Source organism: Rhodococcus sp. BL-253-APC-6A1W, assembly GCF_012843405.1.
In the GTDB taxonomy this organism is placed as follows: Bacteria; Actinomycetota; Actinomycetes; order Mycobacteriales; family Mycobacteriaceae; genus Rhodococcus.
The window spans coordinates 169,572-190,048 of record NZ_JABAFB010000009.1 but is presented as its reverse complement, the minus strand read 5'-3'; the positions used below and the strand labels follow the sequence as shown (position 1 = coordinate 190,048).

The following is a 20,477-nucleotide window of genomic DNA, read 5'->3' as shown; positions in this document are numbered from 1 at the left end:
CGGTGTGTGACCCGGGAGGGCCTAGGTATGACAACGAACACCCTAACGGGTACGCCGCGCCATAGGTATGGAGAGCGTCCGCCGGCCTCACACTAAGGTGTCTCGACGTGCCTTCTCCGACCGCGCCCGACTCCAGCGTGACCCGGCTCTTCGCACGACGCGCGACGCTGCGGCGGTCGGCCGGCCTGCTGAGCAGTTTCCGTTTCGAGCAGTCCGCGCCCGACAAGTTCTACGGCGGGCTCGCCCGCGACACCGTCGATCTGATCGGCGATCTGCACACCGGCGCGACCGGCACCGGGCTGGCCGGCACGACGGTCGTCGACGTCGGCGGCGGACCCGGATACTTCGCGGATGCCTTCAACGCCGTCGGGGCCCGTTATGTCCCGATCGAGCCGGACCCGTCCGAGATGCACGCGGCGGGCCTCCGGGTGGGCGGCGCGATCCGCGGGTCGGGGCTGGCGTTGCCGCTGCGGGACGGGTCGGTGGATGTGTGCTTCTCGTCGAATGTCGCGGAGCACGTCCCGGCCCCCTGGGTGATGGCCGACGAGATGTTGCGGGTGACGCGACCGGGCGGGTTGATGGTGCTGTCCTACACGTTGTGGTGGGGACCTTTCGGGGGCCACGAGACCGGGCCGTGGCACGCATTCGGCGGTGAGTACGCGGCGCGCCGGTATGCGCGCAAGCACGGCCGCGAGCCGAAGAACCGGTACGGGCAGTCCCTGTTCGAAGTGGGAGCGGCCGACGGTCTGCGCTGGGCGCGCTCGAGTACCGAAGGCACCCTGCTCGCCGCGTTCCCGCGGTATCACCCGCGGTGGGCGTGGTGGCTCGTGAAGGTGCCGTGGATCCGCGAAATCCTTGTGAGCAACCTGGTTCTCGTGATGCAACGCCGGTGACGTCCCGGTGGGTCCTGCTGCAGGCATCCCCTAGGGTCACGGTATGACCGCACTGGCACTCGACGTCGGCGGCACCAAAATTGCCGCGGCCACCGTCGCCGATGACGCGACACCTCTCGAACCGCAGTCCGTACCCGTGCCAGCCGCAGGGGTGTGGGAGACGTGCGCAGCGTTGTTGCGGGAGGTCGCCGGCACCGAACCGGTCACGGCGGTCGGGATCGCCGCGGCCGGCCCGGTCGACACCGCGCGGGGCACGGTGTTTCCCATCAACATCACCGAATGGGCGAGCGGGTTCCCGCTGGCCGATGCGGTCCGCAGTCTGTTCCCGGGTGCCCGGGTACGGCTCGCGATGGACGGAGCTGCCGCCGCGCTGGGCGAACAGCGCTTCGGCGCCGGGCGCGGCGTGGCCGACCTGCTCGGCGTCGTCGTCGGTACCGGCATCGGAGGCGGGCTGGTGCTCGGCGGCCGGATCGTCACGGGCCGCACCGGCAACGCCGGCCACATCGGGCACATGGTCTCGGCGTACGGCACCGCGGTGTGTGCGTGCGGCGGGGTCGGATGTATCGAGACCGTCGCGAGCGGGCCGGCAGCGGTGCGGTGGGCGCGGCTGCACGGCTGGGAAGGATCCGACGGCACCGCCCTCGCTGCCGACGCACAGGCAGGCAGCGGCGTGGCGGCAGCCGCACTCGAACGCGCGGGAACCGCGCTGGGCCAGGTCATCGCATCGGCGGTAGCCCTGGCGGATGTCTCACACGTTGTGGTCGGTGGCGGATTCGCACAGTCCGGGACGCACCTGTGGCGACCGTTGCTGGCCTCGACGACGCGGCATGCCCGCCTCGGTTTCCTGCGCGAGGTGCGCGTCGTGCCCGCCGAACTCGGCGCACTGGGCACGCTGGCCGGCGCGTCGCTCCTCGCCGCAGGTCACGACTAGATAACCAAGTCCTGCGCGCGCGGGAGACTGCCCTACCCTCTGACGTACCACTCTTCCAGCGAATCGATCGGCGGTACCGGGATGCGGATTGCTGAGATTTTGCGGAACAAGGGTTCGGGAGTCTGCACCGTCCCACCCGAGACGCCGATCTGTGAGCTGCTCGGAGATTTCGCCCGCTACAACATCGGGGCGATGGTCGTCGTCGAGGACGGGGCGGTGGTCGGCATCATCACCGAGCGCGACGTGGTGCGCAGCCTCAACCACCGCGGGCCGTCCATCCTCGCCGATCAGGCGCGGAACCTCATGACCACCGACGTGACGACCTGCCTGCCCACCGACACGGTGGACAGTCTCGCCGAAACCATGACCTCGAGGCGGGTGCGTCACCTACCCGTGGTCGAGGACGGCCGCCTCGTCGGCATCGTCAGCATCGGCGACGTGGTCAAGAGCCGCCTCGACGAACTCGAAGCCGAGCGCGACCAGCTCGAGTCGTACATCCACCGAGGTTGAGCCCGTTACAGGCCGGAGTCCTCGGCGGTCTCCGTCTCGTCGTCCGACGCGGTCATGTCCGGCCTGTCGAGGACGCTCACGCTCATCCCGTACGGCAGGAACCGCACCGATCTGGTCGGATCCGTGTTGCCCTTGAGCGCACGCAGTGCGTCGAGTTCGGCGGGGTAGACCTGGTCGACGCGCACCACGCCGTCCTCGTCGCAGTTGTAGACGACCCACACACCGGCTCCGGTGTCGCCCGTCGTCTCGGGCGTGGGTGCGCTCCGAGGGGAGCGCGGCTGTTCCGGTGCGTCGAGGAACGACAGCACCCGGTCCTTGAGCTGTCGTAGCTCCTCCCCGGCTTCACGGACCACGCGGTCGAGGTCGTCCGGATCGAATCCGAAGGGGTTGTTCTCCGCCATTGTTTGTCTCCTGACCGTTGGCCCGTGACCGAGCGTCATGGCCCGTGACCGTCCGTCGCGTGACCCCAGGCACTCTCCAGTGTGGTCATCACAACGGTTTCCCGCCACCGGTCGCCCGCACTCTTTCCAAAAACCTGTAACCTGTTCTAGTGTTCGAGGTCACAGGTGGGCCGCGGGATCGTCGGCACCGAACCACGAACCTGCCTTTACATGAGCGAACAGCAACTGGTGAGGAAGCGGACATGACCGACTACGACAAGTTGTTCATCGGCGGGCATTGGGTGGAACCGTCGACCGACGAGAAGCTCGAGGTGTTCTCCCCTGCCACGGAGGAACGCGTCGGATCGGTTCCCGTCGCAGGACCCGAGGACGTCGACGCCGCAGTCGCCGCCGCTCGCCGCGCGTTCGACGACGGGCCGTGGCCCCGCATGTCCCCGGCCGAACGCGGCCAGGTCATCGCGAAGGCCGCGAAGCTGATGGAAGAACGCGCCGCCGACCTCGCGTCGCTCGTCTCGTCCGAAATGGGGCAGCCTGCCGCCTCGGTCCAGATGATGCAGATGACGCCGTCGCTCGCGACGCTCAATTACTATGCAGGACTTGCCGAGACGTTCCAGTGGACCGACGAGCGGACCGGTTCGTTCGGCCGCTCGCGTGTCACCCGTGAGCCCGTCGGCGTCGTCGGCGCCGTCATCGCCTGGAACGTGCCTTTGTTCCTGTGCGCCAACAAGCTCGGCCCCGCCCTGCTCGCGGGCTGCAGCGTGGTCCTCAAGCCCGCACCTGAATCTCCCTTGGCAGTCAACGTCGTCGCGGAGATCTTCACGGAGGCAGGGCTTCCCGAGGGTGTCCTGTCGGTGGTCCCCGGTGGCGCCGAGACCGGCGAGTACCTCGTCTCGCACCCCGATCTCGACAAGATCACCTTCACCGGTTCGACGGCCGTGGGCAAGCACATCGGCGAGATCGCCGCACGCAACCTCAAGCGGTGCTCACTCGAACTCGGCGGCAAGTCCGCGGCCATCATCCTCGAGGACGCCGATCTCGACTCCACCATCGCGATGCTCGTGATGTCGGGCCTGATGAACACCGGACAGGCATGTGTCGGCCAGACCCGGATCCTGGCGCCGCGATCCCGGTACGACGAAGTCGTCGAGAAGATCGTCGCCACCGCAGCGTTCTTCCCCGTCGGGCCGCCGTCCGACGACAGCGCACAGCTCGGCCCACTGATCTCCGCCAAGCAGCGTGAACGTGTCGAGGGGTACATCGCCAAGGGCCTCGAAGAAGGCGCGCGCCTCGTTCTCGGCGGCGGCCGCCCCGCCGGACTCGACACGGGATACTTCGTCGAGCCCACCGTCTTCGCCGACGTCGACAATTCCATGACGATCGCCCGCGAGGAGATCTTCGGTCCCGTCCTGTGCGTGCTGCCCTACGACAGCGTCGACGAGGCCGTGAAGATCGCCAACGACTCCGACTACGGGCTGGCAGGGTCGGTGTACACCACCGATGTGGAGAAGGGCCTGGACATCGCGTCGCGCGTGCGCACCGGCACGTACGGAATCAACTGGTACGCATTCGATCCCGGTTCGCCCTTCGGCGGGTACAAGAACTCGGGCATCGGACGCGAGAACGGGCCGGAAGGCCTCGAGGCGTTCTGCGAGACCAAGTCTGTTCTCTACCCGCCCGGATACCAGGACTGATCCGCACAGGGTCGATCCGGACAGGATTGATCCGCGCGACACTGCGCACAGCAGAAGGGTGGCACTCGGTCGGAAGACCGGGTGCCACCCTTCTCGCTTCAGCGGAAACCGAAGCAGCAGTCAGATGTACATCGCGGGATCGATGAACGTCGTCGGATCGACGAGCGGCTCGTGCTGCCGCCGCGACCGCACGGTCGCCGGAATGCCGGTCGCGACGGAATCGGGCGGCACGTCGTGCGTGACGACGGCGTTCGCGCCGACCGCACTGTCGTCCCCGATGACGACGGGTCCGAGGATCTTCGCCCCGGCTCCGACAGTCACGCGGTTACCCAGCGTTGGGTGGCGCTTGCGCTTGACGAGCGCCCGACCCCCGAGCGTCACGCCGTGGTACAGCATGACGTCGTCGCCGATCTCCGCCGTCTCACCGATGACGACGCCCATCCCGTGATCGATGAAGAAGCGCCGCCCGATCGTCGCCCCCGGGTGGATCTCGATGCCAGTGAGAAACCGGGTGAACTGCGCGAGAACCCGAGCGGGGCCACGCAGGGCAGGCACCGCCCACATCTTGTGGGCGATCCGGTGCGACCAGATCGCGTGCAAGCCGGAATAGACGATTGCGTTCTCCGCGTTGCTGCGCGCGGCCGGGTCCTGTCCGCGCGCAGCCTGCAGATCTTCACGAACGGTGCGGAGAATACCGAGCACGGAATCAGTCCCGGATGTGCTCGAACAGCGGGGTGGAGATGTAGCGCTCGCCGAAGTCGGGCACGACGACGACGATCAGCTTGCCGGCGTTCTCCGGGCGCTTCGCGATCTCGAGTGCAGCCCACACGTTGGCACCGGCCGAGATGCCGCCGAGGATGCCTTCCTCGGTGCCCAGACGGCGGGCGACGTCGATGGCGTCGTTGAACTTGACGTCGATGATCTCGTCGTAGATCTCGCGATCGAGAACGTCGGGGACGAAGTTCGCGCCGATGCCCTGGATCTTGTGCGGTCCGGGCTCACCGCCGGTGAGGATCGGCGAATCGGCGGGCTCGACACCGACGATCTTCACGTCGGGCTTGCGCGCCTTGAGGGTGCGGCCGACGCCCGTGAGGGTGCCGCCGGTACCGATGCCCGCGACGAAGATGTCGACGGCACCATCGGTGTCGTTCCAGACCTCTTCACCGGTGGTGCGCTCGTGGATCGCCGGGTTGGCGGGGTTGCCGAATTGGCGCGCGAGGATCGCGTTCTCCGTGTTCGCCACGATCTCCTCGGCCTTGGCGACCGCACCCTTCATGCCCTCGGAACCCGGGGTGAGCACGATCTGCGCTCCGTAGGCGCGGAGCATGACGCGACGCTCGGTCGACATCGTCTCCGGCATCGTCAGGATGACGTTGTAGCCACGCGCAGCGCCCACCATGGCGAGCGCGATACCCGTGTTGCCGGACGTACCCTCGACGATCGTGCCGCCGGGCGCGAGCTCACCCGACTGCTCGGCAGCGTCGATGATCGCGACACCGATGCGGTCCTTGACGCTGTTCGCCGGGTTGTAGAACTCCAGCTTCGCGGCGACGGTCGCACCGGCGTCCTCGGTCAGCCGGTTCAGGCGCACGATCGGCGTGCGGCCGACCAGCTCGGTCACATTGTTGTAGATCCCCATGGTGGAGTCCTCCTCGTGGCCACTGCTGCGGCCGTATCGATCTAGCTTGTGGTCTATTGCACCATCCCGTCGCCGCATGCGGACGCGGAGGTCCCATCGAAGTACGAACGTATCCGCTAGTCGGCATTATTCCCGAAGGGCAAGTACGTCGTCCTGCACTGTCCGTCGACGTGAGCCGTTCCGGACGGTTTGCCCGCCCGCACACGGGTACAGCAGCAACATGACCGATCAGCAACTTCCCGTCCCCGATTACGACCAACTCGCGCCCGGCACACTTGCTCCGCGCATCCGGGCGCTGACCGAGGATCAACTGCAGGCACTCGTCGATTACGAGCGCGGCAACCAGAACCGTCCGAACTTCCTCGAGGTGCTCACCGCCCGGCTCGACGAGCTCGCCGGCGGTGCCGAGCCGACAGGCGGCGACCCTTCCCACGCGCCACCTGTCGACGGCGCCTCGGGTGGGTCGCCGGTGGACCCGTCGAGCTCACCCGACGACAACACACCGCTGCGGCACGGTGTCGCCGAGCAGACGCCGAAACGCGGCAAGCCCTGACCCGCAGTCGGCGAGCAGTACGAGTGCCCGTCGGGTTCGTTCAATACTCGCGTGGCGCTCGAGTCGACACTGGCGTGCATGACCAAGGCGATGAAACCGATTCCGGACGGCTACACCACGCTGACCCCGTTCCTTGTCGTGGAGGACGGAGCACGCGCCATCGACTACTACCGCGACACCTTCGGCGCGGTGCTCGTCGACCGTATGGACGGTCCCGACGGGACCGTGCTGCATGCGGAGCTCGACTTCGGCCACGGGCGGCTGCAACTGAGCGACCCGCATCCCGAGATGGGCCTGCGCGCACCCGACGGCACCGAGCAGGTCGACCACTCCTACGTCCTGTACTGCTCCGACGTCGATGCCACGTTCGCCCGGGCGGTCGAACTCGGCGCCCGCGTGTTCGAAGAACCGTCGACGTTCGTCACCGGAGACCGGTTCGCGTCGATCCTCGATCCTTTCGGCCACCGCTGGGCGATCATGACGCGGGTGGAAGACGTGTCTCCCGCCGAAGCCAAGCGCCGGCTCGACGAGTGGTCTGCCACGCAAGACGCCTGATACAGGGCCGGAAAGCCGGATGCCGCATGAGATCGGTCGAACCGATCTCACGCGGCATCCGGCGTGAACTGTCTTCTGGGGGAAGCGACTCAGCCGAGGCGCTGCTTCAGTGCCTCGAACTCGTCACGGATACCCGACGGCACCTTCTCGCCGAGGAACTCGAACCACTCCTCGATGAGGGGAAGTTCCTGCTTCCACTCCTCGACGTCGACTTTCAGTGCCTCGTCGACATCGGCGGTCTCGACGTCGAGTCCGTCGAGGGTCAGGTCGGCGGCGGTCGGCACGTAGCCGATCGGCGTGGACTGCGCGTCAGCCTTGTGCTCGATACGGTCCACGATCCACTTCAGGACGCGCGAGTTCTCGCCGAAACCGGGCCACAGGAAGCGGCCGTCTTCGCCGCGACGGAACCAGTTCACGTAGAAGATCTTCGGGAGCTTGGTCTCGTCGGCGTTCTTACCCAGGTTGATCCAGTGGTTCAGGTAATCACCGGCGTTGTAGCCGAGGAACGGCAGCATCGCCATCGGGTCGCGGCGGACGGTTCCGACCGTGCCCTCGGCGGCAGCGGTCTGCTCCGACGACAGGGTCGCGCCGAGGAAGGTGCCGTGCTGCCAGTCGAAGGACTCGCTCACCAGCGGAACGGTCGTCTTGCGACGTCCACCGAACAGGATCGCGGAGATCGGCACACCCTGCGGGTCGTCCCACTCCGGGGCGAGGATCGGGCACTGCGACATCGGGGTGCAGTACCGCGAGTTCGGGTGCGCGGCCTTGGTGCCGGACTCGGGCGTCCAGTCGTTACCGAGCCAGTCGGTCAGGTGCGACGGGGTCTCGCCGCCGATGCCCTCCCACCAGATGTCGCCGTCGTCGGTCTTGGCAACGTTGGTGTAGATGGTGTTGCCGGCCTCGATCGTGGCCATCGCGTTGGGGTTGGAGTCGGCGCTCGTGCCCGGTGCGACACCGAAGAAACCGAACTCGGGGTTCACCGCGTAGAGGCGGCCGTCTTCGCCGAAGCGCATCCAGGCGATGTCGTCGCCGAGGGTCTCGGCACGCCAGCCCGGAATGGTCGGCTGGATCATCGCGAGGTTGGTCTTACCGCATGCCGACGGGAAGGCCGCGGCCACGTAGTAAGGCTTGTTCTCGGGGGAGATCAGCTTGAGGATGAGCATGTGCTCGGCGAGCCAGCCCTCGTCGTGGGCCATGGCCGACGCGATGCGCAGCGAGTAGCACTTCTTACCGAGGAGCGCATTGCCGCCGTAGCCGGAACCGAAGCTCCAGATCTCGCGGGTTTCCGGGAAGTGGGTGATGTACTTCGTGTCGTTGCACGGCCACGCGACATCCTGCTGTCCGGCTTCGAGGGGCGCACCGACGGAGTGCAGCGCCTTCACGAAGGGGCGGTCGGTGCCCAGCTTCTCGAGGGCGGCGGTGCCCATGCGGGTCATGATCCGCATGGAGACGGCGACGTACTCCGAGTCCGTGAGCTCGACGCCGAGCTTCGGGTCGTCGGCACCGAGCGGACCCATGCAGAAGGGCACCACGAAGAGCGTGCGTCCGCGCATGCAGCCGCGGTACAGCTCCGTCATGAGGGCGCGCATCTCGTCCGGCGCCATCCAGTTGTTCGTGGGGCCAGCGCCGATCTCGTCCTCGGTGCAGATGTAGGTGCGGGACTCGACACGCGCCACATCCGACGGGTCGGAGTTGGCGAGGAACGAGTTCGGCTTCTTCTCGTCGTTGAGACGGGTGAACGTTCCCGCCTCGACCAGTTGAGCGGTCAGCCGGTCCCATTCCTCGTCGGATCCGTCGGCCCACACGACGCGATCGGGCTGGGTGAGCTCGGCAACCTCCTGGACCCAGGCAAGCAGCTCGGCATGCTGGGTCGGGAGCTTGTCGTCGGTACCGTTCAAACCGGGAATGGTCGCTGAGGTCATCAAACTCTCCTGGGGTGTGCCCGGAACCGGATCCCTCCCCCGACCTGCGCCGATGACGCAGGGACAGTGGCAGACCCGGGCTTTTCCCCTCTCGGCAGGGGTACCACCAGCTTCATCCGTGGCCGGACGGCGAAGCGGGCGCCGGAAGTCCTATTCGTAGAGGCTAACTGTGGATGTCCTACCGGTAACACTCGGGGCCGGTCGGAAATGTCACATGAACGATTCAGAGAGCGCGCAGAATACCTTCACCTACCCCCACGTACAGACGGTGGCGCTCACTCGCCACCGTTTTCGTGATCCACATCGCCTTCCAGATTACCGTGGTCGACGCGTGTCCAGCGTGTTGTTCCGTCGAGGTCGCGGTGTAACTCCCACACGCCGTAGTCGCCGTCGTCCTCCACAGCGGTGAGCCTGTCGGTGTGCCCGTCGAGGTCGGTATCGGTGGCGACGATCAGAGCTCCACCTGCGGACAGGCCGCTGTCGAACACCTCGCTGCCGAAGATCACCGTGTCGTAGATTCCGTCCCCGTCCAGATCCGCGGCGGGTTCCGTTCCGTCTGCCCAGACGGACGCGGCCACCGGGTCGAACACGTCGGTCCTCGGCCCACTCGGGCTGTCGTCACCCGGAAACGTTTCCATCATCCGATCGATCCCCCATCCCCGGCACGGTCGCTCCCGGCCGATTCGCCGTTCGATCGGTTCGACGCACCGGACGCCCTCCCGGTTCCCTGGGCTGCCCGAGCGCCGCGAGGTCCCGCTCGCACGCCGCAATTCGCGCGCGCCTTTCGCCGGTGAGCCGTCCTATCTCCTCGTCGAGCGCGGAGACGCGTTCCCGCCGTCGGCTCGTCTGTGCGTCGTGTGCGCTCCGAGCCGCCGAAAGGACGCGTGACTCCACCTCGTAAGTGCACGCGCGCACCCATGCCTCGAGGTCGGCACGGGCGGTCGCCAGCTCTTCACCGACCCAGCGCCGCACGCGTTCGCGGTGCGCGATCCGGCGCCGCGCGTGAACGAGCCACCATCCCGCCGGGACTGCACCGCCGAGTGCGACGGCCACCACCGCCACGCCGGGGATCTCACCGAACGGGGTGACGAGCAGCCGCCCGAGGCCCGCACCGGCCGATGCGCCGACGACCAGTGTCAGCCGGTCCTCGAAGGTGCGCGCGGGCTCCGGCAGCGGTGAACGTGTCCACTCGGGCGGTCTTCCGTCGCTGTCGTGCAGCGCCGCGCCGGCCCGTGAGGCGAGAGCGGCGGCGAGGCGGGCGCGCACTCCCTCGAGGTGTGCGTCCAGTGCACCGGCCACGTCGTCGGCGGGCCGTCCGGTGTCGTCGAGCACATCACGGATCGACGCGGCCACTCCCCGGATCTCCTTTGCGACGTCCTGGAGTAGTTCGACCCGCACGCGCTGGAGGTCCGGTGGGGCCGCGGGCATGGGTGTCAGCGCCAGTCGTTGCCGCTCGGCGCGGAGACCGGCTGTGTCGTCACCGGCACGCAGCGCGTCCACCTCGTCGTAGATCATGCGGCGGGTCTGGGACACGACAGCTCCGCGCGCACGTCGCGGGTCGCTCGCGGAATCGACCGCTGCGGCGAGCACATCGCGTAGCTCGACGATTCCGGTTTCCAGCAACAGCACCGAACCCGCGTCGCCGCCGACCTCCCGTGCGCGGCGCGACATCTCCGCCGACACCGGGAGGACGGTGACGCGCGGGAGGTACGTCGCGTGCCGGTGCAACAGGGCGACATCGCGGTCGCGCACCGTGCGCCACCCCGGATACCGGTCCGTACCGGTCAGGGCGCACACCACCTCGGTCGCGTCGGCGGCGGCGTCGGCGATCATCTCCAGTTCGGTGCGACCGATCACCGCCGACGCGTCGAACACCACCAGCACCACCGACGCCGGCCCGTCGCGGACCACGTCCACACCGCCGAGCCGGCCGAGTTCACCGCACAGTGCTCCGACTCCCGAGCCCGCGAGACCCACGACACGCACGGCCCGCGACGAAGGTTCGTGGAGCCGCGCCCAGCCCCGGGGGTTCCAGCGGCGCACCACATCGTCGGCACCGGTCGTCATGAGACCCGGCGCGAGAGGTTCGCCGCGTCGAGTGCCGCCTCGATCAGGTCGCGGGCGGCGGGAGTGGCGGCGATCCCCGCGACCACCCGCACGAGGTGCTCGTCGCGGAGACGAGAGGCCGCGGCCAGTCGTGCGGCAATCGCGTCGGTGAGCGCGGGATCACCGACGGCGAACGCGCCGAGGCCGAGTGTCGCGGCGATCGGATCGACATGTTCGACCGTGCCGCCGGCGACCACCACGACGACACGTCGTGCGTCGATGTGAGACAGAGCGGACCGGTCGGCGGGATGCACGGACGCGGGATCGAGCCGGACCGGCACGGCGTAGACGACGACGTCCCCGTCGAACACGGGATCGGCTGTGTCCGGCACGTCGACGGCCACACTCTCGACCTCGACGGTGCCGTCGGCACCGGCCGAGGCCCGGACGGCGTCCCGTACGGACCGGAATCCGGTGCCGACTCGTCCGGCAACCTGGATCCGCAGCGGTGCGGCGCGGTCGCGCACCACGGCGTGCAGAGCGCGGCCGGCGACGCTGTCGACGCGCTCCACGTCTCCTGCGAGCCGGTGCCAGAGGTCCCCCGTCATCGACATCCCCCGATCGTCGGCGCGGATTGTGTCAGAAGACACCCTGTCGTGCAGGGGTAACCCTCGACGCAATTCTGAGAATGTGAGGGGATCTCGGTGGGAAGAAAAGCGACCGCGGGCCGGAAAACTGTGCAAAATCCCGGGTAAACGAGGCTCAGACCCTGAAAATCCCGGTGCAAGCCTGAGAAAACACTGTGGTCCCTTCCGTCACTCCTGCCACCCACTCGCCGGATACGTGACAATGGTCGGGTGAACGACGCCGATCAAGACACGACCGAGCTGCTCGACGAGCAGCCCACCCGCGGGAATCGCCTCTACCCGAGGGTGACGAGCTTCCGGTCCCGACGGGGAGCGTTGACCGAACCCCAGCAGCTGACGTGGGACCGGCTCTGGCCCCAGCTCGGCCGGGACGTCGGCGACGACCAGCTCGACATCGACGCGTGGTTCGGGCGTTCGGCACCCGTGGTGCTCGAGATCGGATCCGGAACGGGAACCGCCGCCGTCTCGATGGCGCGGGCCGAACCCGACGTGAATCTGATCGCCGTCGAGGTCTACCGGCCCGGCCTCGCCCAGACACTGCAGCGCATCGAGCGCACCCTCGACACCGACTCCCCGGTCACGAACCTGCGCATCCTGCGCGGCGACGCCGTGGAGGTGCTCGAGAAGATGGTTGCTCCCGGATCGCTGACCGGGGTGCGGGTCTTCTTTCCGGACCCGTGGCCCAAGGCCCGGCACCACAAGCGCCGGCTGCTGCAGGCCCCCACCTTCTCCCTGATCGCCGATCGCCTCGTGCCCGGCGGTGTGCTGCATGTCGCCACCGACCACGCCGAATACGCCGAAGCGATCCGGGAAACCGGAGACGCCGAGCCGCTGCTGAAGCCCCTGTCGGGGGAGTCGCCGATCAGCCTCGAGCGACCCGTGACCAAGTTCGAGGGGAAGGCCCACCAGGTGGGCAGCACCATCGCCGAAATGGTCTGGGGGAAGATCGGAGCATGAGCGTCCACGAAGAGCTGTCCGATACGACCGACCCCACCGCCATCGACAGCGGGCCTGTCGGCGGCAGCGACCAGCCCGGTCGTGTCCTTCTCGTGTGGGATGCTCCCAACCTCGATATGGGTCTCGGCGCCATCCTCGGCGGCCGGCCCACCGCCGCATACCGTCCCCGGTTCGACGCACTCGGCCGCTGGCTTCTCGGCCGCACCGCCGATCTGTCCCGCCGGACCGGTACTCCGCTCGAACCCGAGGCGACGGTCTTCACCAACATCGCCCCGGGCAGCGCCGACGTGGTGCGCCCGTGGGTGGAAGCCCTGCGCAATGTGGGCTTCGCGGTGTTCGCCAAGCCCAAGATCGACGAGGACAGCGACGTCGACTCCGATATGCTCGAGCACATCGAGTTGCGCCGGCGTGGCGGCCTTGCCGGCGTCATGGTGGCGTCGGCGGACGGGCAGGCGTTCCGCGAACCTCTCGAAGAGCTCGCAGCTGCGGGCATCGCGGTGCAGGTGCTGGGTTTCCGCGAGCACGCCAGCTGGGCGGTCACGTCCGAGATCCTCGACTTCGTCGATCTCGAGGACATCCCCGGGGTGTTCCGTGAACCGCTGCCCCGCGTCAGCCTGGAATCGCTGCCCGACGAAGGAGCCTGGCTGCAGCCGTTCCGACCGCTGTCCGCCCTCCTCGTGGGGCGCAAGAGCGTCGCCGAATAGGAGATCTAGTGTTCGACCGTTGGGGAACGCTCGTCTATCGCGCGCGCTTCACCGTCATTGCGGTGATGGTGGCGGCGCTGCTCGGGCTCGCCGGGTACGGACTGAGCCTGAACGACCATCTCAGCCAGAGCGGCTGGGACGATCCCGGCTCACAGTCCGTCGCCGCGGCGAAGCTGGCAGACGGCACGTTCGGCCGCGACACCAACGGTGACGTGCTGGTTCTGTACACCGCGCCCGAGGGCAAGACCGTCGACGACCCGGAGTTCGCCGCGAAGGTCACCGACAACCTCAACGCTCTGGTTTCCGAAAATCCCGAACACATTCTCAAGATCAACGGTGCGTACTGGCCCACCGAGACCGCGCCGTCGCTGCCGAGCCTGGCCGACGAGTCACGTCAGCACGCCCTCGCGTCGGTCGCCATCGCCGGCGCGAACGACACGGAGCTGACCGGGAACTTCCGCGACATCAAGGACAAGTTCTACATCGACGGTGTCGACGTCCAGCTCGCCGGTCTGCAGCCCATCTCCGGCGCGCTCAACGACACGATGGCCAACGACATCAAGCGCATGGAGATCCTGGCGATCCCGGCCGTCGGCATCCTCCTGTTCTTCGTGTTCGGTGGCGTCATCGCGGCAGCGCTGCCGCTGATCACCGGTGGTCTGACGATCGTCGCCGCAAACGGCGTCGTGCGGCTGATCACCAATTTCACCGAGGTCAACTCGTTCGTCGCGCCCGTCGTCTCGCTGATCGGACTGGGTCTGGCGATCGACTACGGCCTGTTCATGGTGTCCCGTTTCCGAGAAGAACTGGCCGAGGGCTACGACACCCCCGCGGCCGTCCGGCGCACCGTCATGACGGCCGGGCGCACCGTCATCTTCTCCGCGACGATGGTGGTCACCAGCCTCGGCGGCCTGCTCCTCTTCCCGCAGGGCTTCCTCAAATCCGTCTCCTACGGCGCGATCGCTGCGATTTCTCTCGCCGCCTTGCTGTCGGTGACGGTGCTGCCCGCCATTCTCGGCATCCTCGGCAAGCGCATCGACAAGTTCGGCATGAAGAAGTTCGGCCAGATCCAGTCGAACGAACAGGTCGAGAACAGTTACATCGGGCGGCTCACCCGCTGGGTCATGCTCAATCCGATGAAGGTGACCATCCCGACGGTCATCGGCCTGTTGCTGCTCATCACGCCGCTGACCGGCATCAAGTTCGGCGGCATCAACGAGACCTACCTGCCACCCGACCACCCGACCCGCGTCGCGCAGGAACAGTTCGACGAGTTGTTCCCGGGACAGCGTGCCGAACCCGTCCGACTGGTGATCCAGGGCGCCCAGGGCGGCGACCTGAACAAGATCATGGAGACGGCGAACGCCGCACCGGGTCTCGTCGAGGACTTCACGATCACGGGCCCGGCCAAGGACGGCGTGCGCGTCTTGAAGGCCGGTCTGACGGACCGCAACGAGACCGCTCCGACCATCGACTACCTGCATTCCGCGGAGTGGCCAGAGGGCGTCGAAGTGCTCGTCGGCGGTACGCCGGCCATCGAGCAGGATTCGATCGCCGCCCTCCTCGACACGCTGCCGCTGATGGTGCTGGTCGTGGTGTCGCTGACGATCATTCTCATGTTCCTGGCCTTCGGATCGCTGGTGTTGCCGATCAAGGCCGTCCTCATGAGCGCGTTGGGTCTCGGCTCGACACTCGGCATCCTCACCTGGATCTTCATCAACGGCAACGGCGCAGAGCTACTCAATTTCACGCCGGGACCGATCATGTCTCCGGTGCTCGTGCTGATCATCGCGATCGTGTACGGGCTGTCGACCGACTACGAAGTCTTCCTGCTCTCCCGGATGGTCGAAGCCCGGGCACAGGGCGCGAGCACCACCGAATCCATCCGCGTGGGCACGTCGCACACCGGCCGCATCATCACCGCCGCCGCGCTGATCCTGATCGTGGTCACCGGTGCGTTCGCGTTCTCGGAACTGGTGATGATGAAGTACATCGCCTACGGCATGATCGCCGCTCTCGTCATCGACGCGACGGTCATCCGTATGTTCCTGGTACCGGCAGTGATGAAGTTGCTCGGCGACGACTGCTGGTGGGCACCTGCGTGGATGAAGCGGATCCAGGAGAAGGCCGGCCTCGCCGAACCGATTCTCGCCGACGAACTGATGCCCGAGGACGTGCCCGAACTCATCACCGTCGGCATGTTCGGTCCCGCGACCGTCTCGGCCACCGGTTCACATCGTTTCCCGGCAGGGATGTTCGGCGACGCAACCGACCTCACTCAGCCGCTGCCCAAGATCGCAGCGCCGCGACCGGCGTCCGAGCAGCGCAAGTTCCGCGATCTCACGCCGCAGCCGCGTCGCCAGGGTCCCGGGCGTCCGGTTCCCCGTCCCCCGGCCCAGCGGCCACGTCCGGATCAGCAGCGGGCAGGCGACCCGCGTCACCGGGCTGTCGACGGCCGTCCGATGCCGCGCGCAGGTGAGCCGGCGGCTCCGGGCCACGGCTCCCCGCAGCAACTGCCGCCGCAGCGCCGGCCGCAGGGTCCGGCCGGTGCGGGCGACGAACGTCAGGGTCCGCCGCTGCCCCCTCGGCGCCCCCGGGCACCGCAGGGCCAGGTTCCGGATCAGCTTCCGCCGATGCCGCAGCGACGGGGCGCAGACGCGCCTCCCGTCGACCCGGCGCAGGCACAGCCGCCGCAGGGCCGGCCTACGGCAGCGTCCCAGCCGCCCACGGCGGCCATGCCCCCGCTCCCCAGGCGCCGACGGGGCGACGTTCCCCCGCCGCTGCCGCAGAACTTCGTGCGGCCGTCCGCCACGAACCCGGATCCGGCCGGCAACCCGCCGGTGAACGGTGGTGCCGAGGGAACGCGACAGGACGGAGAGCCGTCGACGGGTGCCGGGCGGGCACGCGATCCGCAGGCGATCGAGAGCTGGCTGTCGCAGCTGCGCCGAGCTGCTCCCGGGTCGGGACAGCACGCGCATCGCCCGCCGGAAACCGGACCGCGGCCGCAAGCCGGTCCGCGGCCGGAGCCGGGTTCCCGCCCACCGGCGGGGCTGTTTCCGCAGGCCGAACCGCGCCCACCGGCGGGACAGCAGCCGCAGGGCGGACCGCGCCCACCGGCGGGACAGCACCCGCAGCCCCGACCGCGTCCGCAGGCGGGGCAGTACCCGCAGCAGCCGCCGAACCCGCAGCAGCCGCCGAACCCGCAGCAGCGCCCGCAACCCGGCCAGTATTCGCAGCAGTCACCTCAGCGGCCGGTGCCACGGAACGGTGCCACGGAACGGTCGCCCGAGGCGCCCACCGATTCGGAGCCCGACCACGCGGACGATCCGAACGATCCGCACCGTCGGCGGCACGGCACCGACACCGGCGGGTCGATCAGTGTGAGTGAACTGATCGCGCGCCGGCAGCAGCCCTGAGCCGGACGGACGGAACGGCGGGTGCGCGCGGGTCCTACGCGCCGTTGATGAACTTGCGCAGCCGCATGCCGAACGGGTGCGTGACGTTGAGGTTGCCGCAGAAGATCTTCCCGACCACGACGACGTGCAACGGGCCGAACGGCGCGCCGCCGCGCACTTTCGTGGTGGCGCTCGACGCGACGGTTTCGACACCGTTGATATCGGCGGTGGCTTCGGCGGGCAGCAGGATCGAGATCGAACTGAACGAGTCGTTCACCTCGATTCGCACGACCTGCGTCTGCATCACCGCCTCGGTGAAGTCCAGGTTGACCGACGACGCGAACGTATCGAGCCGGAGAACCGGCGCGACCTCCCACCGGCCCTTGCGGGTCAGGGACGACAAACGTCCCTTGAGCACGAGCGGACCACCGGGCCCGGTCGCCGGGTACGCGGGGGCGGCGGCGGTCGCCTGCTGCTGGGGCAGGAACGCCGGTGCGGCCTGCGGGAGGTACTCGGGCCGCATCTGGATGCCGGGCAGGTCCACGAGAACCTGATTGAGATCACCACGCGTTTTCGCTGCCAGGACGGTGTCCATCCGTTCGGTGAACTCGCCGAGCGAGAGCATTCCCTGTCCGACGGCTCGCTGGAGAAGCTCGCCCACATGTTCACGTTCCGCGTCCGAAACGCGCAGATCCTTCGGGTCCATACGTACAGAATAGGATCTGTGACACTCTTCGTCCCGACCGGAAGCGCGCGGCCTCCTGCCGGATCGCGGAACCGCAAGTGCCGCCGCGCCGAGCGACTTCTCACCTCTCCGTGGTGCCGAAGGTGACCACGACGCGCTGTGACCGTCCATACAGTGGTTTGATCTGAAGTCGTGCTGAGGTCCTATCGAGCCGTCGCCGCGACACTGCGTAGTCGCTGGCCGCTCTATATGGCCTCGATGGGCGCCTCCAACCTGTTCGGCGCCATGCTGGTGTTCGCGTTCGTGCGCTACGGCGTTCCGTTCGCGGACGACGACTTCGACACCGTCGACCGGGTTCAGAACTTCACCGTGTTCGCGGTGTACCTCGTCTTCGCCGGCATCGTGAGTCTCACCGCTGCGGCGCTGATGCTTCGTTCGGTGGTGCGCTGGCAACTCCGCGGCGGCCCGCCCACCCGGTCCGAGCAGATGGCGGCACTGCACGCGCCGTTGCGTCAGGCGATCGTGCACCTCGGACTGTGGTTGCTCGGCGGCGTCTTGTTCGTGTTCCTCACCGCCGGGGAGACGCCTTCCCTCGCCGTCGCGGTCGCGATCACCGTGGCGATGGCCGCGACGAGCACGTTCGGGTTCACCTACATGCTCGGCGAGCGGATTCTGCGCCCCGTCGCGGCCCGTGCACTGAGCGAAGGCAACTTCGATCGCACCATGGCTCCGGGCGTCGGCACCCGTCTCGCGATGACGTGGGGACTGGGCACCTTGATGCCCGTCGCGGGGATCGTCCTGCTGTGCGTCACCCAGATCACCACCGACTCCGCGTTCTCGTCCGACGCACTCGCCTACGCGGTACTCGCGCTTGCGGTCACGTCCATCCTGCTGGCCCTCGTGCTGTCGTTGCTGACCTCGGCGCAGATCTCCGACCCGATCAAGCAGTTGCGCTGGGCGATCGAACGCGTGCAGCGCGGCGCGTCGGCCGTGCAGGTGGAGGTGTTCGACGGCAGCGAGATCGGACGCCTGCAAGTGGGCTTCAACCGGATGATGGCGGAGGCCGACGAGCGCCGCCGGCTCCGCGAGTTGTTCGGTCAGCACGTCGGTGAAGACGTGGCCCGGCGGGCACTGCAGTACGGCACCGAACTCGGCGGTGAGACCCGCTACGTGGCCGTGCTGTTCGTGGACATGGTGGGGTCGACCGCCACCGCGGCCGAGCGTCCTCCCAACGAGGTCGTCGATCTCCTCAACGAGTTCTTCCGGGTCGTGGTGGAGGTCGTCGATCGGCACCACGGCTTCGTCAACAAGTTCATGGGCGACGCCGCCCTGGTGATTTTCGGGGCGCCTCTCGACCGGCCCGATGCACCCACCGCTGCGCTGGGTGCAGCACGCGAACTGCGCTTCGCGCTCGACGACATCACCGGTCTCGACGTCGGTATCGGTGTCTCGGCCGGACTCGCGGTGGCAGGAAACATCGGCGCGGCCGAACGCTTCGAATACACCGTCATCGGCGACCCGGTCAACGAGGCGTCGCGCCTGACGGAACTGGCCAAGCTCCGTCCGAGCCGCGTTCTCGCGTCGTCGAGCGCCCTCTATTTCGCCGACGACGACGAGCGTGGGCACTGGGAACTCGGCGACGAGGTGCAGCTTCGCGGGCGGCGCAGGGTCACGCAGCTCGCCTCGCCCGTCCATTATCCGAGCGGGCCGCGTCCGGGTGACGACTCTGCGGATCGGGTGGGTTAGCACAGGGAGGTACGTCACGGGCGGACGCTAATTGCGGCACCTACATACCTGCGTCGGTTACGGTGAATGGCGTGGCGCAGCCGCAGGACGACCTCTCTGGCCCCGACGCCACACCGCGCCGGGGCCGTTTCCTGTGGATCAAATGGCTGGTCGCGGCGGCTCTGATCGCGTTGCTCACCGCCGAAGCCATCTACCTGTGGCCCACGATGAGCGATTCCTGGAAAGCGCTCACCGGCATCCACTGGGGCTGGTTCGCAGCGTGTGTCGCCGCTCAGATGATCTCCCTGAGCGGTTTCGCGGGAGTCCAGCAGCAGCTGTTGCACGCCGGCGGTGTGCGAGTAGGTCACTTCCGCTCGGCATCGGTGATCTACGGCAGTACCGCCATGGCGGTCACGCTGCCGGCAGGCCCGGTGTTCTCGACCGCGTTCACCTACAGGCAGACCCGCAAGTGGGGCGCGACCCCCGTGGTGGCGTCCTGGCAGCTCGCGGTATCCGGCGTCATCGCGGCGGCCACGCTGGCCTCCGTCGGGGTCGCGGGAGCGTTCGCGGTGGGCACGCGGATCAGTCCGGTGACGCTGGTCCTGTCGCTGGCGGGCCTCATCGCCATGTTCTACGGGCTGCGGTATGTCGCCCGTAACCCGTCGTCGATCGAGGCAGCCGGCACCTGGGTGCTCACCCGTGTCAACAGGGTGTCCGGAAAGCCCGCGGATACCGGCTTCGGCCTCTTCGATCGGGCGCTCGCCCAACTCGAGGCTGTCGAACTCGCGCGACGCGACGCAGTCGCGGCGATCGCGTGGTCGGCCGTGCACCGGGTCTTCGATGTCGCATGCCTCGGTCTCGCGTGCTGGGCGGTGGGAGGTTCCCCGTCGCTCGCAGGTCTGTGCATCGCGTTCGCCGCTGCCAAGGCGGTGGGCAGCGTGCCGTTGGCGCCCGGCGGGCTGGGGTTCGTCGACGGAACTCTGATCGCCACGCTCACCGCGGCGGGTCTGACCGCTCCCCAGTCGCTGGCCGCGGTGTTCGTGTACCGCGCGGTGAGTTTCGGTTTCGTCGCGCTCACCGGCTGGGGCACGATCGCGGCGATGTACCGCGGGGGCAACGCGGGTGAGGACATCGACCCTGCCGCCGAACGTGAGGAACAGGATCGCAGCGCCGTCGCGCGGCGGCGTAAGCCCGCAGACACCTCGGACACCGACCTTCTGTGA

At 68.1% G+C, this 20,477-nt stretch carries 19 protein-coding genes; 11 read left to right on the top strand and 8 right to left on the bottom strand.

Going from position 1 to position 20,477, the window contains the following annotated elements; genetic code table 11:
* The first annotated feature begins 137 nt into the window (after positions 1-137).
* The 3 genes from HF877_RS15840 (at position 138) to HF877_RS15830 (ending at position 2,334) form a co-directional block, all read left to right on the top strand.
* A complete protein-coding gene (locus HF877_RS15840) occupies positions 138-893 on the top strand; it encodes a class I SAM-dependent methyltransferase (protein ID WP_169622200.1) in 756 nt (251 codons plus the stop codon).
* Positions 894-936: 43 nt separating this feature from the next.
* Positions 937-1,824, top strand: a complete 888-nt coding sequence (locus HF877_RS15835; RefSeq protein WP_169622139.1) for an ROK family protein — start codon at positions 937-939, stop codon at positions 1,822-1,824.
* Between the two features lie 81 nt (positions 1,825-1,905).
* Complete coding sequence (locus HF877_RS15830) at positions 1,906-2,334, top strand: CBS domain-containing protein (protein ID WP_169622138.1); 429 nt, start codon at positions 1,906-1,908, stop codon at positions 2,332-2,334.
* 5 nt (positions 2,335-2,339) lie between these two features.
* On the opposite strand, the gene HF877_RS15825 is transcribed toward HF877_RS15830, so the two are convergent.
* A complete protein-coding gene (locus HF877_RS15825; protein WP_169622137.1) occupies positions 2,340-2,735 on the bottom strand; it encodes a hypothetical protein in 396 nt (131 codons plus the stop codon).
* A gap of 242 nt (positions 2,736-2,977) precedes the next feature.
* Here HF877_RS15825 and HF877_RS15820 point away from each other — a divergent pair, with 242 nt between their 5' ends.
* On the top strand, positions 2,978-4,426 hold the full coding sequence (locus HF877_RS15820; protein ID WP_169622136.1) for an aldehyde dehydrogenase: 1,449 nt from the start codon (positions 2,978-2,980) through the stop codon (positions 4,424-4,426).
* Between the two features lie 120 nt (positions 4,427-4,546).
* On the opposite strand, the gene epsC is transcribed toward HF877_RS15820, so the two are convergent.
* Together epsC and cysK are read right to left on the bottom strand one after the other, a co-directional pair.
* Entirely contained in the window at positions 4,547-5,128 is a 582-nt protein-coding gene (gene epsC, locus HF877_RS15815) for a serine O-acetyltransferase EpsC (protein WP_169622135.1), read from the bottom strand.
* Positions 5,129-5,132: 4 nt separating this feature from the next.
* The gene (cysK, locus tag HF877_RS15810; protein WP_169622134.1) at positions 5,133-6,065 is read right to left on the bottom strand and encodes a cysteine synthase A; all 933 of its coding nucleotides are present in this window, start codon (positions 6,063-6,065) and stop codon (positions 5,133-5,135) included.
* 220 nt (positions 6,066-6,285) lie between these two features.
* Between cysK and HF877_RS15805 the strand changes: the two genes are divergently transcribed.
* Together HF877_RS15805 and HF877_RS15800 are read left to right on the top strand one after the other, a co-directional pair.
* Positions 6,286-6,618 (top strand): hypothetical protein, encoded by a 333-nt coding sequence (locus tag HF877_RS15805; protein WP_169622133.1) that lies wholly within the window; start codon positions 6,286-6,288, stop codon positions 6,616-6,618.
* A gap of 78 nt (positions 6,619-6,696) precedes the next feature.
* Entirely contained in the window at positions 6,697-7,173 is a 477-nt protein-coding gene (locus tag HF877_RS15800) for a VOC family protein (RefSeq protein WP_169622132.1), read from the top strand.
* Between the two features lie 89 nt (positions 7,174-7,262).
* On the opposite strand, the gene HF877_RS15795 is transcribed toward HF877_RS15800, so the two are convergent.
* From HF877_RS15795 to HF877_RS15780, 4 genes are all read right to left on the bottom strand, one after another.
* The gene (locus tag HF877_RS15795) at positions 7,263-9,095 is read right to left on the bottom strand and encodes a phosphoenolpyruvate carboxykinase (GTP) (protein WP_169622131.1); all 1,833 of its coding nucleotides are present in this window, start codon (positions 9,093-9,095) and stop codon (positions 7,263-7,265) included.
* A 275-nt stretch (positions 9,096-9,370) separates the two neighbouring features.
* Positions 9,371-9,685: a DUF6802 family protein gene (locus HF877_RS15790; RefSeq protein WP_169622130.1), complete on the bottom strand. Its 315-nt coding sequence runs from the start codon at positions 9,683-9,685 to the stop codon at positions 9,371-9,373.
* Positions 9,686-9,713: 28 nt separating this feature from the next.
* The gene (locus HF877_RS15785) at positions 9,714-11,162 is read right to left on the bottom strand and encodes a hypothetical protein (RefSeq protein WP_206037182.1); all 1,449 of its coding nucleotides are present in this window, start codon (positions 11,160-11,162) and stop codon (positions 9,714-9,716) included.
* Positions 11,159-11,749 carry a hypothetical protein gene (locus tag HF877_RS15780; protein ID WP_169622129.1) on the bottom strand — a complete coding sequence of 197 codons (591 nt, stop codon included), beginning with the start codon at positions 11,747-11,749 and terminating at the stop codon, positions 11,159-11,161. The genes HF877_RS15785 and HF877_RS15780 overlap by 4 nt, the downstream gene beginning before the upstream one ends.
* A 213-nt stretch (positions 11,750-11,962) precedes the next feature.
* Here HF877_RS15780 and trmB point away from each other — a divergent pair, with 213 nt between their 5' ends.
* From trmB to HF877_RS15765, 3 genes are read left to right on the top strand one after another with little or no spacing between them, the layout of a single operon-like run.
* A complete protein-coding gene (gene trmB, locus HF877_RS15775) occupies positions 11,963-12,745 on the top strand; it encodes a tRNA (guanosine(46)-N7)-methyltransferase TrmB (protein WP_206037209.1) in 783 nt (260 codons plus the stop codon).
* Complete coding sequence (locus HF877_RS15770; RefSeq protein WP_169622127.1) at positions 12,742-13,449, top strand: NYN domain-containing protein; 708 nt, start codon at positions 12,742-12,744, stop codon at positions 13,447-13,449. Before trmB ends, HF877_RS15770 begins: the two co-directional genes overlap by 4 nt.
* Positions 13,450-13,457: 8 nt before the next feature.
* On the top strand, positions 13,458-16,865 hold the full coding sequence (locus HF877_RS15765; protein ID WP_169622126.1) for an MMPL family transporter: 3,408 nt from the start codon (positions 13,458-13,460) through the stop codon (positions 16,863-16,865).
* A 34-nt stretch (positions 16,866-16,899) separates the two neighbouring features.
* Here the strand turns inward: HF877_RS15765 and HF877_RS15760 are convergent, their stop codons facing one another.
* Positions 16,900-17,550: a DUF1707 domain-containing protein gene (locus HF877_RS15760; protein ID WP_169622125.1), complete on the bottom strand. Its 651-nt coding sequence runs from the start codon at positions 17,548-17,550 to the stop codon at positions 16,900-16,902.
* A gap of 228 nt (positions 17,551-17,778) precedes the next feature.
* Between HF877_RS15760 and HF877_RS15755 the strand changes: the two genes are divergently transcribed.
* Positions 17,779-19,275 (top strand): adenylate/guanylate cyclase domain-containing protein, encoded by a 1,497-nt coding sequence (locus HF877_RS15755; RefSeq protein WP_169622199.1) that lies wholly within the window; start codon positions 17,779-17,781, stop codon positions 19,273-19,275.
* A 62-nt stretch (positions 19,276-19,337) separates the two neighbouring features.
* Entirely contained in the window at positions 19,338-20,477 is a 1,140-nt protein-coding gene (locus HF877_RS15750; protein ID WP_169622124.1) for a YbhN family protein, read from the top strand.